This is a genomic window from Arcobacter cryaerophilus gv. crypticus (assembly GCF_002993025.1).
Classification (GTDB): Bacteria; Campylobacterota; Campylobacteria; order Campylobacterales; family Arcobacteraceae; genus Aliarcobacter; species Aliarcobacter cryaerophilus_B.
In genome coordinates this window covers 76,030-94,525 of the sequence record NZ_NXGI01000017.1, presented here as the reverse complement: position 1 = coordinate 94,525, position 18,496 = coordinate 76,030, and the positions used below count along the sequence as shown (strand labels likewise).

Annotated in this window: 18 protein-coding genes and 1 pseudogene; 7 read left to right on the top strand and 12 right to left on the bottom strand. The window is 26.8% G+C overall.

Annotation, left to right across the window (positions count from 1 at the left end):
* The first annotated feature begins 4 nt into the window (after positions 1 to 4).
* From CJ670_RS07890 to CJ670_RS07880, 3 genes are read left to right on the top strand one after another with little or no spacing between them, the layout of a single operon-like run.
* Entirely contained in the window at positions 5 to 1,633 is a 1,629-nt protein-coding gene (locus CJ670_RS07890; RefSeq protein WP_105939557.1) for an OmpA family protein, read from the top strand.
* 15 nt (positions 1,634 to 1,648) lie between these two features.
* Complete coding sequence (locus CJ670_RS07885) at positions 1,649 to 2,167, top strand: Rab family GTPase (RefSeq protein ID WP_105939556.1); 519 nt, start codon at positions 1,649 to 1,651, stop codon at positions 2,165 to 2,167.
* The gene (locus CJ670_RS07880; protein ID WP_105939555.1) at positions 2,164 to 3,384 is read left to right on the top strand and encodes a sensor domain-containing diguanylate cyclase; all 1,221 of its coding nucleotides are present in this window, start codon (positions 2,164 to 2,166) and stop codon (positions 3,382 to 3,384) included. The genes CJ670_RS07885 and CJ670_RS07880 overlap by 4 nt, the downstream gene beginning before the upstream one ends.
* An 86-nt stretch (positions 3,385 to 3,470) precedes the next feature.
* On the opposite strand, the gene CJ670_RS07875 is transcribed toward CJ670_RS07880, so the two are convergent.
* Positions 3,471 to 5,237, bottom strand: a complete 1,767-nt coding sequence (locus tag CJ670_RS07875; protein WP_105939554.1) for an ABC transporter ATP-binding protein — start codon at positions 5,235 to 5,237, stop codon at positions 3,471 to 3,473.
* Positions 5,238 to 5,320: 83 nt separating this feature from the next.
* Between CJ670_RS07875 and CJ670_RS07870 the strand changes: the two genes are divergently transcribed.
* Genes CJ670_RS07870 through CJ670_RS07855 form a run of 4 tightly spaced genes read left to right on the top strand, consistent with a single transcriptional unit; the run spans position 5,321 to position 7,697 of the window.
* On the top strand, positions 5,321 to 5,563 hold the full coding sequence (locus CJ670_RS07870; RefSeq protein WP_105910772.1) for a DUF1104 domain-containing protein: 243 nt from the start codon (positions 5,321 to 5,323) through the stop codon (positions 5,561 to 5,563).
* On the top strand, positions 5,553 to 6,221 hold the full coding sequence (locus CJ670_RS07865) for a response regulator transcription factor (RefSeq protein ID WP_105910771.1): 669 nt from the start codon (positions 5,553 to 5,555) through the stop codon (positions 6,219 to 6,221). The genes CJ670_RS07870 and CJ670_RS07865 overlap by 11 nt, the downstream gene beginning before the upstream one ends.
* Positions 6,178 to 7,371 carry a sensor histidine kinase gene (locus CJ670_RS07860; RefSeq protein ID WP_105939553.1) on the top strand — a complete coding sequence of 398 codons (1,194 nt, stop codon included), beginning with the start codon at positions 6,178 to 6,180 and terminating at the stop codon, positions 7,369 to 7,371. The genes CJ670_RS07865 and CJ670_RS07860 overlap by 44 nt, the downstream gene beginning before the upstream one ends.
* Positions 7,359 to 7,697 (top strand): hypothetical protein, encoded by a 339-nt coding sequence (locus tag CJ670_RS07855; RefSeq protein ID WP_105910769.1) that lies wholly within the window; start codon positions 7,359 to 7,361, stop codon positions 7,695 to 7,697. Before CJ670_RS07860 ends, CJ670_RS07855 begins: the two co-directional genes overlap by 13 nt.
* 8 nt (positions 7,698 to 7,705) lie before the next feature.
* On the opposite strand, the gene CJ670_RS07850 is transcribed toward CJ670_RS07855, so the two are convergent.
* The 11 genes and pseudogenes from CJ670_RS07850 to CJ670_RS07800 form a co-directional block, all read right to left on the bottom strand.
* Positions 7,706 to 8,101, bottom strand: coding sequence for a PAS domain-containing protein (locus CJ670_RS07850; RefSeq protein WP_105910768.1), 396 nt, complete (start codon positions 8,099 to 8,101; stop codon positions 7,706 to 7,708).
* A 14-nt stretch (positions 8,102 to 8,115) separates the two neighbouring features.
* A pseudogene (locus tag CJ670_RS11095) lies at positions 8,116 to 8,871 on the bottom strand (methyl-accepting chemotaxis protein); the annotation flags it as partial.
* 738 nt (positions 8,872 to 9,609) lie between these two features.
* On the bottom strand, positions 9,610 to 10,293 hold the full coding sequence (locus CJ670_RS07840) for a YggS family pyridoxal phosphate-dependent enzyme (RefSeq protein ID WP_105939551.1): 684 nt from the start codon (positions 10,291 to 10,293) through the stop codon (positions 9,610 to 9,612).
* A gap of 245 nt (positions 10,294 to 10,538) precedes the next feature.
* Positions 10,539 to 10,943: a DUF1090 domain-containing protein gene (locus CJ670_RS07835; RefSeq protein ID WP_105939550.1), complete on the bottom strand. Its 405-nt coding sequence runs from the start codon at positions 10,941 to 10,943 to the stop codon at positions 10,539 to 10,541.
* Between the two features lie 107 nt (positions 10,944 to 11,050).
* Positions 11,051 to 12,109 carry an RIP metalloprotease RseP gene (rseP, locus tag CJ670_RS07830; RefSeq protein WP_105939549.1) on the bottom strand — a complete coding sequence of 353 codons (1,059 nt, stop codon included), beginning with the start codon at positions 12,107 to 12,109 and terminating at the stop codon, positions 11,051 to 11,053.
* A gap of 8 nt (positions 12,110 to 12,117) precedes the next feature.
* Positions 12,118 to 12,660: a CDP-diacylglycerol--glycerol-3-phosphate 3-phosphatidyltransferase gene (gene pgsA, locus CJ670_RS07825; protein WP_105910763.1), complete on the bottom strand. Its 543-nt coding sequence runs from the start codon at positions 12,658 to 12,660 to the stop codon at positions 12,118 to 12,120.
* Positions 12,660 to 13,439, bottom strand: coding sequence for an enoyl-ACP reductase (locus CJ670_RS07820; RefSeq protein ID WP_105939548.1), 780 nt, complete (start codon positions 13,437 to 13,439; stop codon positions 12,660 to 12,662). Before CJ670_RS07820 ends, pgsA begins: the two co-directional genes overlap by 1 nt.
* Positions 13,439 to 14,326, bottom strand: a complete 888-nt coding sequence (dapA, locus tag CJ670_RS07815; protein ID WP_105939547.1) for a 4-hydroxy-tetrahydrodipicolinate synthase — start codon at positions 14,324 to 14,326, stop codon at positions 13,439 to 13,441. Before dapA ends, CJ670_RS07820 begins: the two co-directional genes overlap by 1 nt.
* 10 nt (positions 14,327 to 14,336) lie before the next feature.
* The gene (locus CJ670_RS07810) at positions 14,337 to 15,650 is read right to left on the bottom strand and encodes a M16 family metallopeptidase (RefSeq protein WP_105939546.1); all 1,314 of its coding nucleotides are present in this window, start codon (positions 15,648 to 15,650) and stop codon (positions 14,337 to 14,339) included.
* Positions 15,650 to 16,708 (bottom strand): quinone-dependent dihydroorotate dehydrogenase, encoded by a 1,059-nt coding sequence (locus CJ670_RS07805; RefSeq protein ID WP_105939545.1) that lies wholly within the window; start codon positions 16,706 to 16,708, stop codon positions 15,650 to 15,652. The genes CJ670_RS07810 and CJ670_RS07805 overlap by 1 nt, the downstream gene beginning before the upstream one ends.
* A 44-nt stretch (positions 16,709 to 16,752) precedes the next feature.
* Complete coding sequence (locus tag CJ670_RS07800) at positions 16,753 to 18,462, bottom strand: ABC transporter ATP-binding protein (RefSeq protein WP_105939544.1); 1,710 nt, start codon at positions 18,460 to 18,462, stop codon at positions 16,753 to 16,755.
* Positions 18,463 to 18,496: the final 34 nt, after the last annotated feature.

Genomic DNA, 18,496 nt, shown 5'->3' with positions numbered 1-18,496 from the left:
TTAGATGACAGAATTGCAAAAAATAAAAGAACTTTTATTAAAAAAAGAGCTTGAAAATTTTGATGAATTAAAAAAACAGCTTGATAAATTAGAGTTTGAATCTAATAGTAGCGAGCATATAAAAGAGAAAATTTCTCCTGTTGTAGCAACAGCAATAAAACAAAGTATCAAATCCTCAAAAAATGATGTTGTAGATAGTTTATATCCTATTATTGGAAGTATGATCACAAAATATGTATCAAGAACATTTGAAGATATGATTAATTCTATAAATAATCAAATAAGAAATAGACTATCCTTTCGTGCAATTAGTAGAAAGTTAAGAGCAAAAATACAAGGAATAAGCGAAACAGAACTTTTACTAAAAGAGAGTAGTAAGGCTTGTATTAAAACACTTTTTTTAATAGACAAAAATAGTGGTGTTGTTTTGACAACATTAGAAAATAAAAATAGTACTATTTCTGAGCCTGAAATGGTTGCTTCTATGCTTACAGCAATTAGAAGTTTTATAAATGATTGGGTTGATAAAAATGAAGAGAATAAAGAGTTAAATACTATTGATTATGGTGGAAGTAAGATTATTATTGAAAGTAGTTCTAGTTGTTATTTAGCAGCAATTGTTGATGGAGCTATTACAAAAGAGACTTATAAAAAAATAGAAGAAGCACTAGCTCAAATTGTTTCAAAATATGGAAAAAAAATTAGAGGTTTTGATGGAGATTTGGATAATTTACCGTTAGATAAGATAAATAATATATTATTAACACTTTTAAGTTATGAAGAGTATATAGAAAAAAATGAAAAAATTCACCCAATTATATATCTTGTTCCCTTGACTTTTTTTTTAATAGTTTCTTTTTTTATATACAACTATATTATTGATAATAGTTTAGAAAAAAAAGCAGATGACTTACTATTTAAAAATACAAATTTAACTATTTATAGGCTTGATGTGACTGTAAAAAATAGAGATGTTTTTATAAATGGAGTTGTTCCAAACTCTTTTTATAAAGATATTGCTTATGATACTTTAAAAAATTTAACTGAAGCAAAAAGTATAACAAATAATATTCAAATTGATTCAAATATTTATAATCCAAAAGATATATACAATCAAGCACAATTTTTACAAGTTGCACTAAATCAAAAAGATGGCAATAGAATAAATATAGAGTTTGAATATCCAAATTTGTTTATTAATGGAAGTGTAATAAGTAAAAAAGAAAGAATTTATGTTCAAAATCAGTTTTCAATGATAAAAGGTTTAAATAAGATTGATTTTGATATAAAAGTTATTCCACCAAATATTGATGAGATAATACATTTTGAACTAAACTCTTCACAAATTGCTCAAAATCAAGAGTATAAATTAATAAATATTATCAATTTACTTCATAGATTAGATGAAGATTTAGTTTTACAGATTGTTGGATTTAGGGATTATGCGGGAAGTGATAAAAGAAATGAGATTTTAGTAAAAGAGAGAGCTTTAAGTGTTATGAAATATCTTAAATTAAAAGGTAATGTAGTACAAAAGCTTGAAGATATTGGAATAAATGAAATACCAAAAGATATTGATGAAGAAAATTATCCTGAGCAAGGTAGAAAAGTTATTTTTTCATGGAAAAATTAGGAGAGGATTTTTATTATGATTAGTTATAAAATTGTTTTAGTTGGGGATTTTGGAGCAGGTAAAACAAGTTTAATCAAAAGATATGTAGATAATACTTTTAGTGAAGAGTATAAAAGTAGTATAGGAGTATCTATTTCTAAGAAGATTTTAGAAGTAAAAATAGATGATATTTTATATGAAACAACTATGATGATTTGGGATATTGAAGGTAAAACAGATTTTAAACCAATTTTTCATCATCATTTAAATGGTTCAAAAGGTTTTGTAGTTGTTGCTGATTTGACAAGGCAAACTACAATAGATTCAATACAAGAGCATATTAAACTTTGTAAAACTATTTGTAAGGATGCACCTATTGTTTTAGCATTAAATAAAATAGATTTATACTCAAATAATATTGATTTAGATGCTCTAAAAGATAGCTTTGATGAAGAGATTATAGGAATTTTTAAGACTTCAGCAAAAAACACAAGTTATGTAAAAGAACTTTTTGACCTATTAAATTTAGAAATTGTAAAAAGTATAAAGAAATGAAAACAGAGTTAGTATTACCAATAGTTTGTAATAAATATAATATCTCTTATATTATTTTTGATGAAAATTTTAAGATTATAGATTTTACAAAAAATATGCAAAGTTTTTTAGATAGTAGTAGTATATTAGATATAGATCTTGATGTTAGAGAATTTTTTTGGGAATTTGTTGGACTTGAAGAGGAACTTGAAAATATAATTACTAAAGAAAAAAATTATTTGTATATTCCACTAATGTCAAGAAATGAGCTTTTTTATGATATCAATTTGGAGTTATGTAAAATAGAGGATAATCAATATTTTATTGCAATGTTTTCAAAACAACTAAATAATTCTATTAGCTATTTAGATAGTATAAAAAAAATAAATGAAGATAATTTAAGAAACCATTATGATAAATCAGTTAGTGAAAATTACTACAATTTAATAAACAAAAAACTAATTAGTTTTCATATAAATAATCTAGGAATGATTACAAAGGTAAATAGTGCTTGTATTTATTTCTTTGGCTTAAGTGAAAATAATTTCATAGGAAAACATTTTTCAGACTATTTTTTATCAAGACAAATTAAATCTAAAAATAGCTTTATAGACAATATTTTAAGAGCTAAAAATAAAAATAGTGAAGAGATATTTTTTCATGCGGATATTATTCCTTTAGATAATAATCAAAATAGCGATAAGATAGTAATTTGTCAAGATATAACTTATCTTAAAAAGATAGAATCAGAGCTTGAATATGCTTCAAATCATGATAGTTTAACAGGCTTAGCCAATAGAGCAAATTTGGAAAAAAATATTGAAGAGTTGATTAGTAAGTGTGAGATTACAAAAGATATTTTTGCTATTTGTTTTATTGATTTGAATAAATTTAAAGCTATCAATGATACCTTAGGTCATCATGCTGGGGATATGTTTTTAAAACATATTGCTGATATTTTAAGAAGTGGTGTAAGAGAAGATGATTTTATTTCAAGACTCGGTGGAGATGAATTTGTTGTTTTGATTAAAAATCTTGAATCACTAGAGTTTTTAGATAAAGCTATCTCAAGACTTAAAACTATTGCTTCTAAATCACCTCTATACTACAACGAAAAAACAATTTTAGAAGTCTCTTTTAGTTTTGGAGTTAGTATTTATCCTTATGATGGAGAAGATATTGAAACACTTTTGAGCGTCGCTGATAAAAAAATGTATCAAGATAAAAAAAGAAGTTAGTAAAATATATTTAACAAATAAAATTAATTATAGTTTAAAAATAATCTAACAACACTTTGTGAGAGAAAAAGTTTTGTGTCTAAAATCTAATTTATTAGTTGATGTTTTACAAACTCTTTGTAATGTCCTATTTCACCTTCAAGCTCCATATGTGTTCCACTTTGCACTAGTTCTCCATCTTCAAGTACAAAAATCTTTGAAGCATTTTTTACAGTGCTTAATCTGTGGGCGATTGTAATTACTGTTTTATCTTTTAAAATATTTTCAAGATTTTCAAAAAGTTTTGTCTCTGTTTGTACATCTAAAGCTGAAGTTGATTCATCAAAAATAACTACGCTAGGATTTGCTAAAATCATTCTAGCAATCGATAATCTTTGTCTTTGACCTCCACTTAATCTTATTCCCATTTTTCCAACAACAGTATCTAAACCATCTGGTAAATTTTCAAGCATAGAGTTTAATTGAGCTATATTTAAAGCTTCTTTTATCTTTTCATTACTTATGTCTTCACCCATTGTAAGGTTAAATCGTAAAGTATTATTAAACAAAATAGGCATTTGAAGTACTAAAAATACATGCTCTCTTAAGCTTTTTTTTGAAATATTATCAATACTTATATCGTTGTACAAAATATCACCACTATTTTTTGCATAAAATCCAGCTATAAGCTGTGAAATAGTAGTTTTTCCACTTCCACTAGCTCCAATTATTGCAACTTTTTCACCACTTTTTATAGAAAAACTAATATTTTTTAGTGTTGTTTTATCTTCTGTATAAGAAAAAGTAAGATTTTTAAGAGTTATATCTATTTTTTTATCTTTTAACTCTTTATTACCATCACTTTCAGTTTTTAGTTCTAAAACTTTGTTAATTCTTCCAATAGCTGCTTTTGCATTAGCAAGAGAGTATTGAATAGATAAAATTTCTTGAACAGGAGACATTATAAACCAAATATATCCAAACATAGCAAACATAAGTCCGATTGATAAATCACTATAAGCTACTAATAAAAGACCAGTTGCTCTAAATATTTCAAAAGCAAAAAGAAAAATTGTATATGAAAACTTTTCATAGGCTACACTTTTGTAGTTAAATTCATTTGAAGCTATTTTTATATTTTCAGCTTTTTGTATAGATGTATTAAAAAAGCTATCTTCTTTATTGCTAGCTTTTATTTGAGAAAATAGATCTAAAGTTTCATTTATATTATTTTGAAAAGCTTCAATAGTAGCATTTTCTTCTTTTTTAAGCTCACCTGTTTTTTTAGCAATTTTTCTTGATATTATTGCAATTGTTGGTTGTGTTAAAAGTATCATTAATCCCAACATAAAATCTATATTTATAATTACAAAACCAACAGCTAAAAGAGTCAAAGAAGAAGTTATAAGTTTACTTGAAACATTTACAATAAAACTATCAAGAGTATTTACATCTGTTATTAAATTTGCAGATATTTTACCACTTCCTAAGCTTTCATACTCATTCATATTTACTTTTTTTAGATGATTTAAGAGTTTTACTCTAATATCAAAGATTACTATTTTTGATATTTTTGTAAATATTTTTGTGTTTATTACTCCAAAAATAAAGTGAAAAGCTCTTAAAGTAATTACAACAACTGTAACAATAGCAACATAATAAAAAGCAGTTCCACTACCGAAAAACTCATTTATATTGTTTACAAAAAAGTCTGGTTTGTTTAGTAAAACTTCATCAACTAAAAGTGGAAGTAAAAGGGGAATAGGAACACTTATTAAAATTCCTATTACTGTAATAATTTGTCCAAAAATAAGAGCTTTTTTATTTTTTAATAGAAGTTTATATATAGATTTTAAAGATATTTTATTATTCATAGAGCCATTATATCAATTTTTAGCTACAATAAACAATTATTCTACAGTTCTTGAGTAAAGTAAAAATAAAAAGAGTTGGATTTATGCGGAAGTTAATTTTGTGTTTTTTTATTTTAATGACTTTTGGTTTTTCAAAAGAGAATTTTAGCCAAATGAGTAATCAAGAGCTAATAGAAATTATAGGGTTTGTTGATGAGAAAGATATGGCAGATTTTCAAAAAGAGCTAGAAATAAGATTGGGGAAGATGAATACTCATGAAAAAGCTCAATATGAAAAAAGATTAGTTGAAACACCTGAAAGAAAGATAATTGAAGATGAAGAGTAAAATTTTACTGCTAGAAGATGATTATAACTTAAGCGAAACAGTTTGCGAATATTTTGAAGAAGAGGGTTTTGATGTAGTTTGTGTTCATGATGGAGATGAAGCTTTGTCAAAAATATATGAACAAAACTTTGATTTACTTCTTTTAGATGTAAATGTTCCAAAGAAAAGTGGATTTGAAGTCTTAAAAGAGGCTAGAGCTACAGGAAAAACAACACCAGCTATATTTATAACATCTTTGAACTCAATGAGTTCATTAGAAGAGGGATTTCTTAGTGGTTGTGATGATTATATTAGAAAACCTTTCGAGATAAAAGAGTTATTATTAAGAGTCCAAACTTTAATAAAAAAAGAGTTTTCAAACAAAAATGAGGTAGTTGAAATCTCTCCTAATGTTACATTTAATACAATCTCAAATGAACTAAAATCAAATAATGAAGAGATAAAATTAAATTTAAAAGAGTTAAAGCTTTTGAAATTTTTTCTTCAAAATCCAAATGAGCTACTTTCACACGATAGAATTTATGATTTTGTTTGGGATTATGATGAAGATTATAGTGATAACTCTTTGAGAACTTATATAAAAAACCTTAGAAAAATTTTGGGAAAAGATAAAATTGTTAGTTTTAAAAAGCTCGGGTATAGATTTATCCAAGAGTGAAACTAGAACTATTATTGGGTTTAGTTTAATTTACTCAATATTAGTTTTGGTTATTTTGGGTGTTATTACTTTTTTATATTATCAATTTAAAAAAGACTTAATGCTTCAAGATAAAAGACAAACTCTGCAAAACTACTCAAATGCTCAAATTGCAAATCTAAAAGAGTTGCATATTAATATTGATAAATCAGATATCTATCCAAGAGATGAAAGATTTAATTCTGCTATTTTTGATAGCTCAAAAAAGAAGATTTTTTCAACTTTACTTATGAGTGATGTAAAACTTGATGAAGTTATATATTTAAAAGATGGATATATTCATTTAATAAAAGAGCCAGAATCTTACTATTTAGGTAGTAAATATGTAATAGTTGAGATTGAAGATGATAATATTTGGTTTACAAATATTAAATATAAAATGCTTTTTTGGTTTTTATTTTCATTTATTTTACTTCTTTTTGTTGGATATTTTATTGCAAAACTATTTTTAAAACCAATGAGAGATTCTATCCAAATGCTTGATAGATTTATCAAAGATACAACGCATGAATTAAATACTCCAATTGCTGCAATTTTATCAAATATACAGATGATAAATAAAAATAATATTGATGAAAAATTAGCAAAAAAGATAAACAGAATAGAAATAGGAGCAAAAACAATTTCAAACATATATGAAGATTTAACTTTTGTCTCTTTGAATAATCAGATAATTTCAAATAATGAAAAGTTGAATTTTTCTCAAGTTTTAAATCAAAGAGTTGATTTTTTTAAATCAATTGCTAGTAGTAAAAAAGTTGAGTTTATTTTAGATATAAAAGATGATATTTTTATAGTTTGTGATATAAAAAAACTATCAAAACTAATAGATAATATTCTTTCAAATGCAATAAAATATAATAAGTTTCAAGGCTTTATTAAAGTTAATTTAAAAGATAAAATTTTGATAATTGAAGATAGTGGAAAAGGTATGAGTAAAGATAACTTATCAAATCTTTTTACAAGATATAAAAGATTTGACAAAAGTGTAGGTGGCTTTGGAATAGGGCTTAATATTGTATCTCTTATAGCAAAAGAGTATGATTTTAAAATTGATGTTATTTCAAAAATTGATGTAGGAACAAGGATAAAAATAAAATGGCAAGATTAGTAATTTTTCTATGTTTAATTTCTGTTTTTGCTTTTTCAAACCCTAAAAATATATATGAAAGAAATTGTGTTACTTGTCATAATAGAATTCCTGTTAGTATAGATAAATATTTCTATAGATATTTACTCGAGTTTAGTAGTGAAGAAGATGTTAAAGAAGCTATGTTTGATTTTTTAAAAAATCCTACAAAAGAGAAGAGCTTGATGTCTGAATCGATTATAAAAAGATTTGGTTTAAAGAAAAAAACAAGATTAAGCGATACTGAATTAAAAGAGGCTTTGGATATTTATTGGAGTGAGTATAATCTTTTTGATAAGTTAAAGTAAAAGAGAGTTTATATCTCTTTTTCTAAAAGTTCCTTATATAGTTTCTCGTGAGTTTCTATCTCAAGTGCATTAGCTTTTCTTCTGCAAGATAAAAAACCTTTTGTATTTTCACTAGTAACTGTTGGAAATACAGTTGCATAAACCCAATAAAAATCTCCATTTTTTGCGCTATTTTTTACATATCCTGTCCAAATATTGCCTTTTTTAATAGTTTCCCATAAATCTTTGAAAGCAACTTTTGGCATATCTTTATGTCGTATTATATTATGTGGTTTGCCTATTAACTCATCTATATCATAACCAGCAATTTTACAAAAATCATCATTTGCAAACATTATGGTACCTTTTTCATCTGTTTCACTTACTAAAAAAGTGTAATCATTAAGTATTATCTCTTTTGACATATTTACTCCTTAGTTTAACTTACTTTTTTTGTTTTTGCATCTTCTACTAAAATTTTTGCCATATCTAAAGTCTCATTTGCAATTAGTGCAACATTGCTAGCTTCAGCGGCATTTTCTTGAGTTACTCTATCCAAAATAGATACAGCATCATTTATTTGCTCTATTCCTTTTAGTTGCTCACTAGAAGCAATACTTACATCTTGAATAATATCTATAGTTTCAGAGATTAATTTATTTAAATTGCTATATCCAATTTTCATTTCATCTGATATTTTTTTACCATCATTTGTTTTGCTTGTTGCATTTTGTACTAAATCTTTTATCTCTTTTGCAGCTTCTGCACTTCTATTTGCTAGATTTCTCACTTCTTGTGCAACAACGGCAAAACCTTTTCCAGCCTCACCTGCAGTTGCAGCTTCAACAGCAGCATTAAGTGAAAGAATATTTGTTTGGAATGCTATTTGGTCGATTACTTCAATAGCTTCATTTATAGCTTCTACTTTTGCATTTATTTCATCCATAGAAAAAGCAGTTTTATTTGCTAGATTTTCACCTAAAACTACACTATCTTTTACATCTTTACTTAAATTAGACATCTTATGAGCATTTTGAGTATTATTTTTTGTTATACCTGTAATCTCTTCAAGAGCAGCCGCTGTCTCTTCAAGACTTGCAGCTTGTGCATTTGCTTTGTTTGCTAAATTTTCAACACTTCTGTTCATAGTTAAAGAGTTTTTCTCTAATAATGTACCATTTTCTAGATTGTGTTTTGCATTGTTGTTTAATTCAGAACCAAGCTGATTAATCTGTTCCATAGCAAGTTTCATTTTGCCCTTTAAAACAGGATTTATATTTACTTGTTTTCTATAATCATGTTCAGAATAAAGTCCTATAATCTCAACCAAATCTTCAATATTTGTATTTGCACGAACTAGCATTTTATTTACAACTTCTTTTAAAGTGTGTACCATAAAGTTTGAAGTACTTGAATTTATTTGTGTAGAGTAGATACCTTGAGCTACTTTATCAAGAGCTATTACTAATTCTCCCAAAACATGCATATCATCTTTTCTCATTCTGTCATATTTATCAAAATATTCATTTAGTTCTTTAAGAATATCTCCAATATCATCATTTTTCATATATTCAGCTTTTCTAATATTATTTGTTTTGAAAAACATATAATCCATAAGATTTTCTATATACTCTTTTATTCTATTAATACCACCTACAACCCTTTGCATTGAGTTATAGTTTATGTACCCAACTATAATAGCAAATACAATATTTACAGCAATAATAGCAGATATTTTGTGATCACTTAAAATCGCAACAGTACTAATAGCGGCAAAACCAATTTGGCTTAGAAGCATATTTAAGAAAAAACGTTGTTTAGAGGTAAGATTCATAAGCATTTAGAAACCTTTTTTATAAGATTTGAAATTATAGATAAATAACTTTTAAATATATCTTAAGTAAAACTTAAAAGTTACTATAAAATAGATGTTTTAAGAGTTTTTAAATAAAGTTGAGCCAACTCTTATTAAGTTTGAGCCACATTCAATTGCAATTTCAAAGTCTCCACTCATCCCCATAGAACAGTATCTTGCACCAAAAGGTTTTAGTGAATCGAAAATTTCCTTTGTAATCATAAAACTATCTTTTATTATTTTTTCATCTTCACTATTTGCTCCAATAGTCATAACACCTTTTAAAATAATATTTGGACAAATATTAATAATGTTTTTATATGTTTCTACTGCATCTTTTGGATCAACTCCACTTTTGCTATCTTCATAACTTGAGTTTATTTGAAGAAGACAAGACATTTTTTTATTTTTTTCAACTAATTTTTTGTTTAGTTCAATTGCAAGTTCCAAAGAGCCCAAAGAGTGAACCAAAGTAGGGTTTAACTCTATTAGATTATTTATTTTATTTTTTTGTAAAGTACCAACAAAGTGCCATTCTATTGGAAGTTTATCTAAAGCTTGAGATTTATCTCTTAAATCTTGAACTTTATTTTCTCCAAAAGCTCGCTGACCAACGTTATAAAGTGTTTTAATATCTTCAATAGTTGAGTATTTTGAAATACCAATAATTTTTACTATATGATGCTCACTAACTCTAAGTCTTGCTGCTTCAACTTTTGTAATTAAGTTGTCAAGATTTTTTGTTGCAATAGTTTTTTCCATAAAATGCCTTTTAGTTGTTTAAAATATTAATTAAGTCCTATCTATTGGACTATTTGTTTATAAAATCATCACTACTAAATTGAATATTTTATATAAAAAGTAGGGATAATATTGTATGTTTTAAAATAGTATCTAACATCGAATTAAATGTAAGTAATTATACAAAATACTAAATTTATACTACTTTATTAATATGTATATTTTTTAGTGAAATTATGCAAAAATACACAAAGTAAGAAAAAGAGTTAAAAAGTATTTAATTCTTCTTGTAGCTCTTTTATTTCTGTCTTATCTTCGGCTATTTTAGTTTCATATTTTTTTATTTTATCTGTTTTATTATCTTTTACTGCTTTTTCATAATCTTCTAAATGTTCGGCTAGGTCTTCTTTTTTATCATTAATTTTATCTTTTAAATCTTTGATTAATTTATCATTAGTGCAGTATTTACGAACTTTATCTAATGCAGTTTCTAAACCATCTACTTTAGAAATAATATTCATTTTTTTTGCTGATTCTAACTCTTTTTCAAGTTTACAAATTTTCTTTTCACAGCCAATTAACTCATCACAATTGACTAAAGAATTTGCTTGAATATTAACACCTATTAATAATAATACAATAACTTGAATTTTTAACATTTTTTTTAACATAAATCAATCCTTTTAAAACAAATATATAGTTTTATTGACAATTATATCTTTTTTAATAATATAAAGCCCTAAAAATAGGGCTTTATAGTTAGTTGTAAGTATTTGTATTAGTTACTTAAAAATATTCTATTAATATCGTTGTAAATTCCAAGTAGCATTAAGCTTCCTAAAATTAACCATCCCATTATTGTAAGAAACATAAAAACATGATCACTAGGTTTTTTTCTCATAATCATTTCGTATAGATTAAACATAATATGTCCACCATCAAGTGCTGGAATTGGAAGAAGATTTAAAACCCCTAAATTTACAGATATTAAAGCCGTAATTGTTAAAAGTGCTATTAAAGAGCTTTCACTAGCATCGCTTATAACTTTTCCAATAGTAATAACTCCACCAATCTCACTGCTTGGAATTACTCCAGAAATTAGTTTTTGAACACCTTGAAAAATCATAGTTGAAGCAAAAATAGTTTTTTCGTAAGCATAAGTTAAAGAGTCGAAAAATCCTAATTCTAAAGTTACTACTTCACCTTTTGGTGCTATTCCTATCATTCTTTTTTTAATAGGTTCATTAAACATATTTTGGCTATCAGAAATTTGAGGATTCATAGTTTTAACTATTAGTTGATTGTCTCTTTTTATATAAAACTGTAAAGAGCCTTGCGAGCTTGTGATAACTTTACCTATTTCATCCCAAGATTTTATATCTTTGTCGTTTATTCTTATAATCTCATCATTAGTTTGTAAACCAGCAACTGCTGCAACTGAGTTAGAACTAATATTTCCAATAACAGGAGCTAAAGTTTTAGCACCCATAAGAGCAATACCAAAATATAAAATAGCAGCTAAAATAAAATTTGCAAAAGGTCCTGCAAATAGTATGATAATTCTTTGCCAAGGTTTTTTTGTATTGTATGAGTCATCGCCACTTTCTACTAAAGTAGGATTTGAGTCATTTTGACCTTTCATTTGTACATATCCACCAAGTGGTATCATAGCGAATTGCCAAGTAGTTCCTGCCCAATATTTGCTATAAATTGCTTTTCCAAATCCAATTGAAAACTTTTCAACCTTTACACCAAAAAATCTTGCCGCTAGAAAGTGTCCTAGTTCATGAAAAAATACTAAAAAAGATAAAACCAGTAAAAAAGTAATAGTACCCAAAAAAATCCTTAAGCTTTGAAGTAATCTCTAGTATATTCTAAACCAGAGTATATAGTTAAAGCTACTGCAAACCATAAAAGAGTAGTTGCATATGGCCAATTCATAATTAAAAATCCAATTGCAATCATCTGAACTACAGTTTTAATTTTTCCAGCCATTGTACTAGCTACATCTTTACCTTCAGATACAGCAACAACTCTTAAACCTGTAATAAAAAATTCTCTAGAAAGTATCAAAAATACTGCCCAAACACTTGCTCTATCAAGAACCATAAGTCCTAAAAATCCTGCAAGAACTAGCATTTTATCAGCAAGTGGGTCTAAAATTCCACCCAATTTTGTCATTTGATTCCAAGCTCTTGCAATAAAACCATCAAAAAAATCAGTAACCGAAGCAATTACAAATATAAGTCCTGCAAAATAATCAAACCAAGATGGATGCCAAGATGAGAATAATGAATTGTCTCTATCAATAAAAAACCATAGCATTAGCGGAGCTAATGCTATTCTAAATAGAGCTAAAATATTTGGAAGATTTAGATTCTTTGACATTATCTAAAAGTTGTCCCACCATCAACGATTAATGTGTGCCCTGTAATCCAAGAAGCATCAGAAGTGCATAAGAAATAACAAGATTGTGCTAAATCTTCTGGTTGACCAATTCTATTTAATGGAGAGTATTCAGCTGTTTTTGCTTTTACCTCTTCATAGTTTGTAAATGCTTTTAAAGCATCTGTATCAATAGGACCACCTGAAACTGCATTTACTCTAATTCCCATTTCACCAAGTTCATTTGCAGCATATTTAACCATTGTTTCAACAGCAGCTTTATTTGTTCCATGACCTGCATAGTTTTCAATATATACTAAATTTCCAGTAGATGAAAGTGAAACAATAGCTCCTCCACCAACTTTTTGCATTCTTTTTGCAGCTTGTTGAGAACCACATACAAAAGCATTTACAGTTGCTGTATAGATATTGTTTAATCCTCTTGGTTTTAATTTCATAAATTTACCATATCCACCAACAACAGCACGTCCGTAAATCATAGCATTTGAGATGAAAAAATCAACTCTATCAAAATCTTTATCTATTTCTTCAAAAAGTTCTTTATATTTTTCAGGTTCTAAAATATTAAAAGGGTATGCTTTGCATTTTACACTATATTTTTCTTCAATATCTTTACAAATATCAAAAGCAAATTGTTGGTTAGAATTATATGTAAATGCTACATTTATGCCATTGCTTGCAAATTTATATACACACTCTTTGCCGATACCTTTTGTACCCCCTGAAATTACTAAAGTTTTACCTTTCATATTGCAATTCATTATTTTACTACCTCATATTTTTTTAAGATTTTTTCTAATTTTTCTAAAGTTTCATTACTTGGTTTTGTTAATGGCAATCTAAACTCTAAGCTATCTAATAAACCACTTAAATACATAGCTGCTTTTATAGGAATAGGGTTACTTTCACAAAATAACACTTTGTTTAATTCAAATAAATCATTATGAATTTTTAAAGCTGTTTTAAAATCTCCACTCCTAACTGAGTTTACAAGTTTTGATTTCAAATCTGGAACTAAATTTGAAGTCACAGATATAATACCTTTTGCACCACTTGCTAGCATCGCAAAATCAACACTATCATCCCCTGAAACAACTACAAAATCTTCTCTTTGAGATATTATTGCAGTTGCTCTTTCTAAAGAACCTGTTGCCTCTTTTATACCATAAATATTTTTTACATCATCAAAAAGTCTAATAGCAGTTTCTGGTAACAAATCAACACCAGTACGTCCAGGAACATTGTATAGCATAAAAGGAATTTCAACTGATTGTGCTATTGTTTTATAGTGCTGATATAGTCCTTCTTGCGTTGGCTTATTATAGTATGGCGCTATTGATAAAATTCCATTTGCACCAATTTCTTGAGCAAATTTTGCAATATCACATGCTTCACTAGTTGCATTTGAACCAGCACCTGCAAGAACTTTCACTCTTGTATTTTTACAAGTAGCAACTGCTACTTCTATACACTCTTTGTGTTCTTTATGCGAAAGTGTAGCACTTTCTCCTGTTGTTCCTACAGGAGAAACAGCATCTACACCATTTGCAATTTGTCTTTTTATAAGAGTTTCATATTTTTCTAAATCAAGTTTTCCATTTTTAAATGGTGTAATTAAAGCGGTCATAGAACCTATAATATTTTCCATTTTTTCCTTTCTATTTATCATCTTTTAAAATAAGAGTTGTTGAGTTCTCTTTTACTAAATATTTTTTTGCAACATTTACAATATCTTCAACTTTTAGTTTTTCTAAATTTGCTTCATACTCTAAAAGTGGTTTTATATTGTCACGAACTAGATAAGTTCCAAAAAGAGAAGCTACATCACTAGAGCTTTCCAAAGAGTAGATAAAGTCAGCCTTTGTATTTATCTTAAGCTTATCCAACTCTTTTTCTTGTATTTCACCTTTTTGAATTTTTGATATTATATCTAAAATCTCTTTTTTTATTTTTAAAGCATCAACATTTTCATTTGCAACAGCCATAAACATAAAAACTCCAGGATCTTTTAATTCCATATTATATGCATAAACACTATTTGCTAATCTTTTTTTATCTATTAAAACTTGTTGTAAAATTGAGCTTTTACCACTACTTAAAAGTTGAGATAAAGCACTTAAAGCTAATTGATCTTCGTGTTCAAAATTTGGAATATGGTAAGTCATAGAAAGCATTTGTACATTTGATTCTTTATTTATAATTGCTCTTCTCTCACCATCTTGCTTTGGTTCTACTGTGTGAATTGAATTTGGAATATCTTTTGTATTTTTTATATCTTTGAAGTGTTTTTCAACCATTGAAAAAACATCATCTTTTTTTATATCTCCAGCAACTATTACTATTGCATTTTTTGGTTGATAATATGTTGAGTGAAAATCTTTTATATCTTCAATACTCCAATTTTTAATATCATCCATAAATCCAATTGGAGTCCAGTGATATGGGTGATAAACAAAAGTATTATTAAAAACTCTAAATTGTAAATATCCCATTGGATTATTATCTGTTCTCCAACGTCTCTCTTCTGCTACAACATCACGTTCTGGTTGAAATTCTTCATCATTTAAAGTTAAATTTCGCATAAGTTCACTAAAAAGTTCAAGAGATTTATCTGTATTTTTTGATGAAGTTTTTATAAAATAGTGCGTGTAATCAAAGCTTGTACCTGCATTATTTACTCCACCAAAACCTTTTACAATCTCATCAAACTCTCCAGCTTTTAGATTTTTTGTTGATTTGAAGTTTAAATGTTCTAGCATATGAGCAATTCCACTTTTCCCCATAACTTCATTTCTACTTCCAACTTTGTAAAAAACATCAACAGAGACTACATTTGTGTTGTTATCCATAGGAATTGCAACAATTTGTAATCCATTGTCTAAGTTTTTTGTATAATAATTTGGCAAACTATTTGCACTCATAAACTCTCCAATAAAAATATAAATTATAAAAATTTTTAAGAATTTTCTCATTATCTTAAATTTGCTCCAATAGCTTCAGAAATATTATCATAACCATCAGCTTTTAAAAGTTCTAGTAACTCTTGATTTATTTTTCTAACCATTGAAGGTCCTTCAAAAATTAAACTAGAATATACTTGCACCAAAGAAGCTCCATTTTTTATTCTTTCATAAGCTTGATTTGCATTTGAAATTCCACCAACGCTTATTAAGATAGCTTTTCCATAAAGCTCTTTTGCAATTTCTTTAAATAAAAATGCCGATTTTTCACTTAAACAAGTACCACTTAATCCTCCAAAATCTTTACAATTTGGAACTAAACTATAATCAATAGTTGTATTTGTTGCAATAATCCCAGCTGCTCCACTATTTACAGCACTTTTACACAGCTCTATTGCTGTTTGTACTTCCATATCAGGTGCAATTTTTAATAAAATCGGTTTATTTGTAAGAGTTTTTGCCATAGAAAAAAGTTCATTTATAAATTTTTCATTTTGTAAATCTCTCAAATTTGGAGTATTTGGACTTGATATATTTATAACAATATAATCTCCATAAGCCTCTAGCTTTTTGATTAAATTTTTATAGTCATTTAAAGCATACTCTTCTGGAGTTGTTTTGTTTTTACCAATATTTACTCCAATAGGAATAGAAAAAGGGTAAACTTTTTTTAGATTTTTTAAAACCTCAAAACCTCCTAAATTGTTGAAACCCATCGCATTTTGAACAGATTTTTCATTTGGATATCTAAACATTCTAGGTTTTGGATTTCCATCTTGTGGCATTGGAGTCGTTGTTCCAATCTCTGTAAAACCAAATCCCATACTTTTCATAGCTTTAACCATTGTTGCATTTTTATCAAATCCAGCCGCAAGACCTACGGGATTTTCAAATTTCACATTAAAAATTTTTTGATGAAGTCTTTCATCACTTATAAAATTCTTTTTTTCATAATGGTTCTTTAGTAACTTACATTTTCCAACAAGTTTTAAACCACATTCAGCAATATTATGAGCCTTTTCAGGTTCAAACAAGAATAGTATTTTTTTCAAATTTTCATAACTAAACAAAGGCTTTCCTTTTTTCAAAATTCAAATATATTAGCAAAAAATAATCAAATATTTGCTGAATTATATAATCTTTGGTATTCAAGACTATTTTCTAAAAGCTCTTTTTGAGTTCCAATATCAACAATTTCTCCATTTTTAAACACAGCAATTTTTGAAGCATTTTTTATAGTGCTTAATCTGTGAGCTATTACAAAAGTAACTCTTTGTTTGCTAACTTCTTCTATTACTTTACTTATTAAAGATTCACTTTTATTATCTAGTGCAGATGTTGCTTCATCTAAAATTAATATTTTTGGATTTTTGTATAAAGCTCTTGCTATTGCAATTCTTTGTCGCTGACCTCCACTTAAATTTGTTCCAAATTCATCTAAAATTGTATTAATACCTTTTTTCATATTTAAAACAAATTCGTAAGCATGGGCTTGCTTTAAAGCTTCTATAACTTTTAAATCATCAAGTTCTTCACCATAAGATACATTTGCTGCGATTGTATCATTAAAAATATATACTCTTTGAGTTACAACACTGATATTTTCTCTCAAAGTTTTTAAAGATAAATCTTTTATATCTATATCATCAAAAGTTATTTTTCCTGCACTTGAGTCATAAAATCTAACTAATAAATTTATTAAAGATGATTTTCCACCACCACTATCTCCCACAAGAGCTATTATTTCACCTTTTTTTGCTTCAAGATTTATATTTTTTAAAGCTTCAATATCATCATATTTTAAAGATACATTTTCAAATTTAATACTATTTATATTATCTATTTTTTCTATTTCACCAGAAGTAATAGATGGAGATTTTTCAAAAATACTATTTATTCTCTCGTTTGCTGCAAGTGCATCTTGCATTTTATTGTATAAACCAGATATTCTTTTTATTGGAGTATAAAGCATAAAAAGTGCTGCTATAAAAGAGCTAAATTCACCAGTTGTAAGTTCACCACTAATAACTTTACTTCCACCAACCAATATAACAGCTCCAAATGCTAAACTTCCTAATATTTCCATAAGAGGAGATGTTAATTCATTTGTTTTTACTGCTTTCATATTGTATTTAAAGAAAATCATATTAAATACACTAAATTTTTTTGCCTCTAAATTTTCAGTGTTGTTTGCTTTTATTATCTCAATATTATTAAAAGATTCTGTAAGACTTGATGTAATATCGGAGTTACTCTCTTGAGATTTAAAAGATAGCTTCTTCATCTTTTTTGCTAGTAAGCTTAAAGGATAAAAAGCCAAAGGTAAAACAATAAGTCCATAAAATGCAAGTTCAGGTGAGCGATAAATTACAAGTCCAACTAATGCTACTATTGTTAAACTCTCTCTTATTATCTCTGCTAAATAGCTTGAAACAGCACTTTGAATTCTATTTATATCATTTATTATTCTACTTACAAGCTCTCCACCGTGCGTTTTTTGGAAAAAATCTAAATCTAATTTTAAAACATGAGAAAAAAGTCTATCTCTTATAATTCTTGTGATATCTTGCCCAATATATGAGATAAAATATGCTTGAATATATCCACCAAAACCTTTTGAAGTATATAAAACCACTACAATTATTGGCATAATATAGAGCATATCTGCATTTTTGTTTATAAAAATATCATCCAAAAGAGGTTGAATTGCATAAGCTGTTCCAGCTGTTGCTGTTGCAACTAGGATAATTCCAATAAGAGCATAAAAAATCTGCAGTTTGTAGTTTTTATAAAATGGTGTGTATTGTTTGAAAAAATTTATCATATATTTCCTAAAATTAAAAAAAAGTTTTAGATTT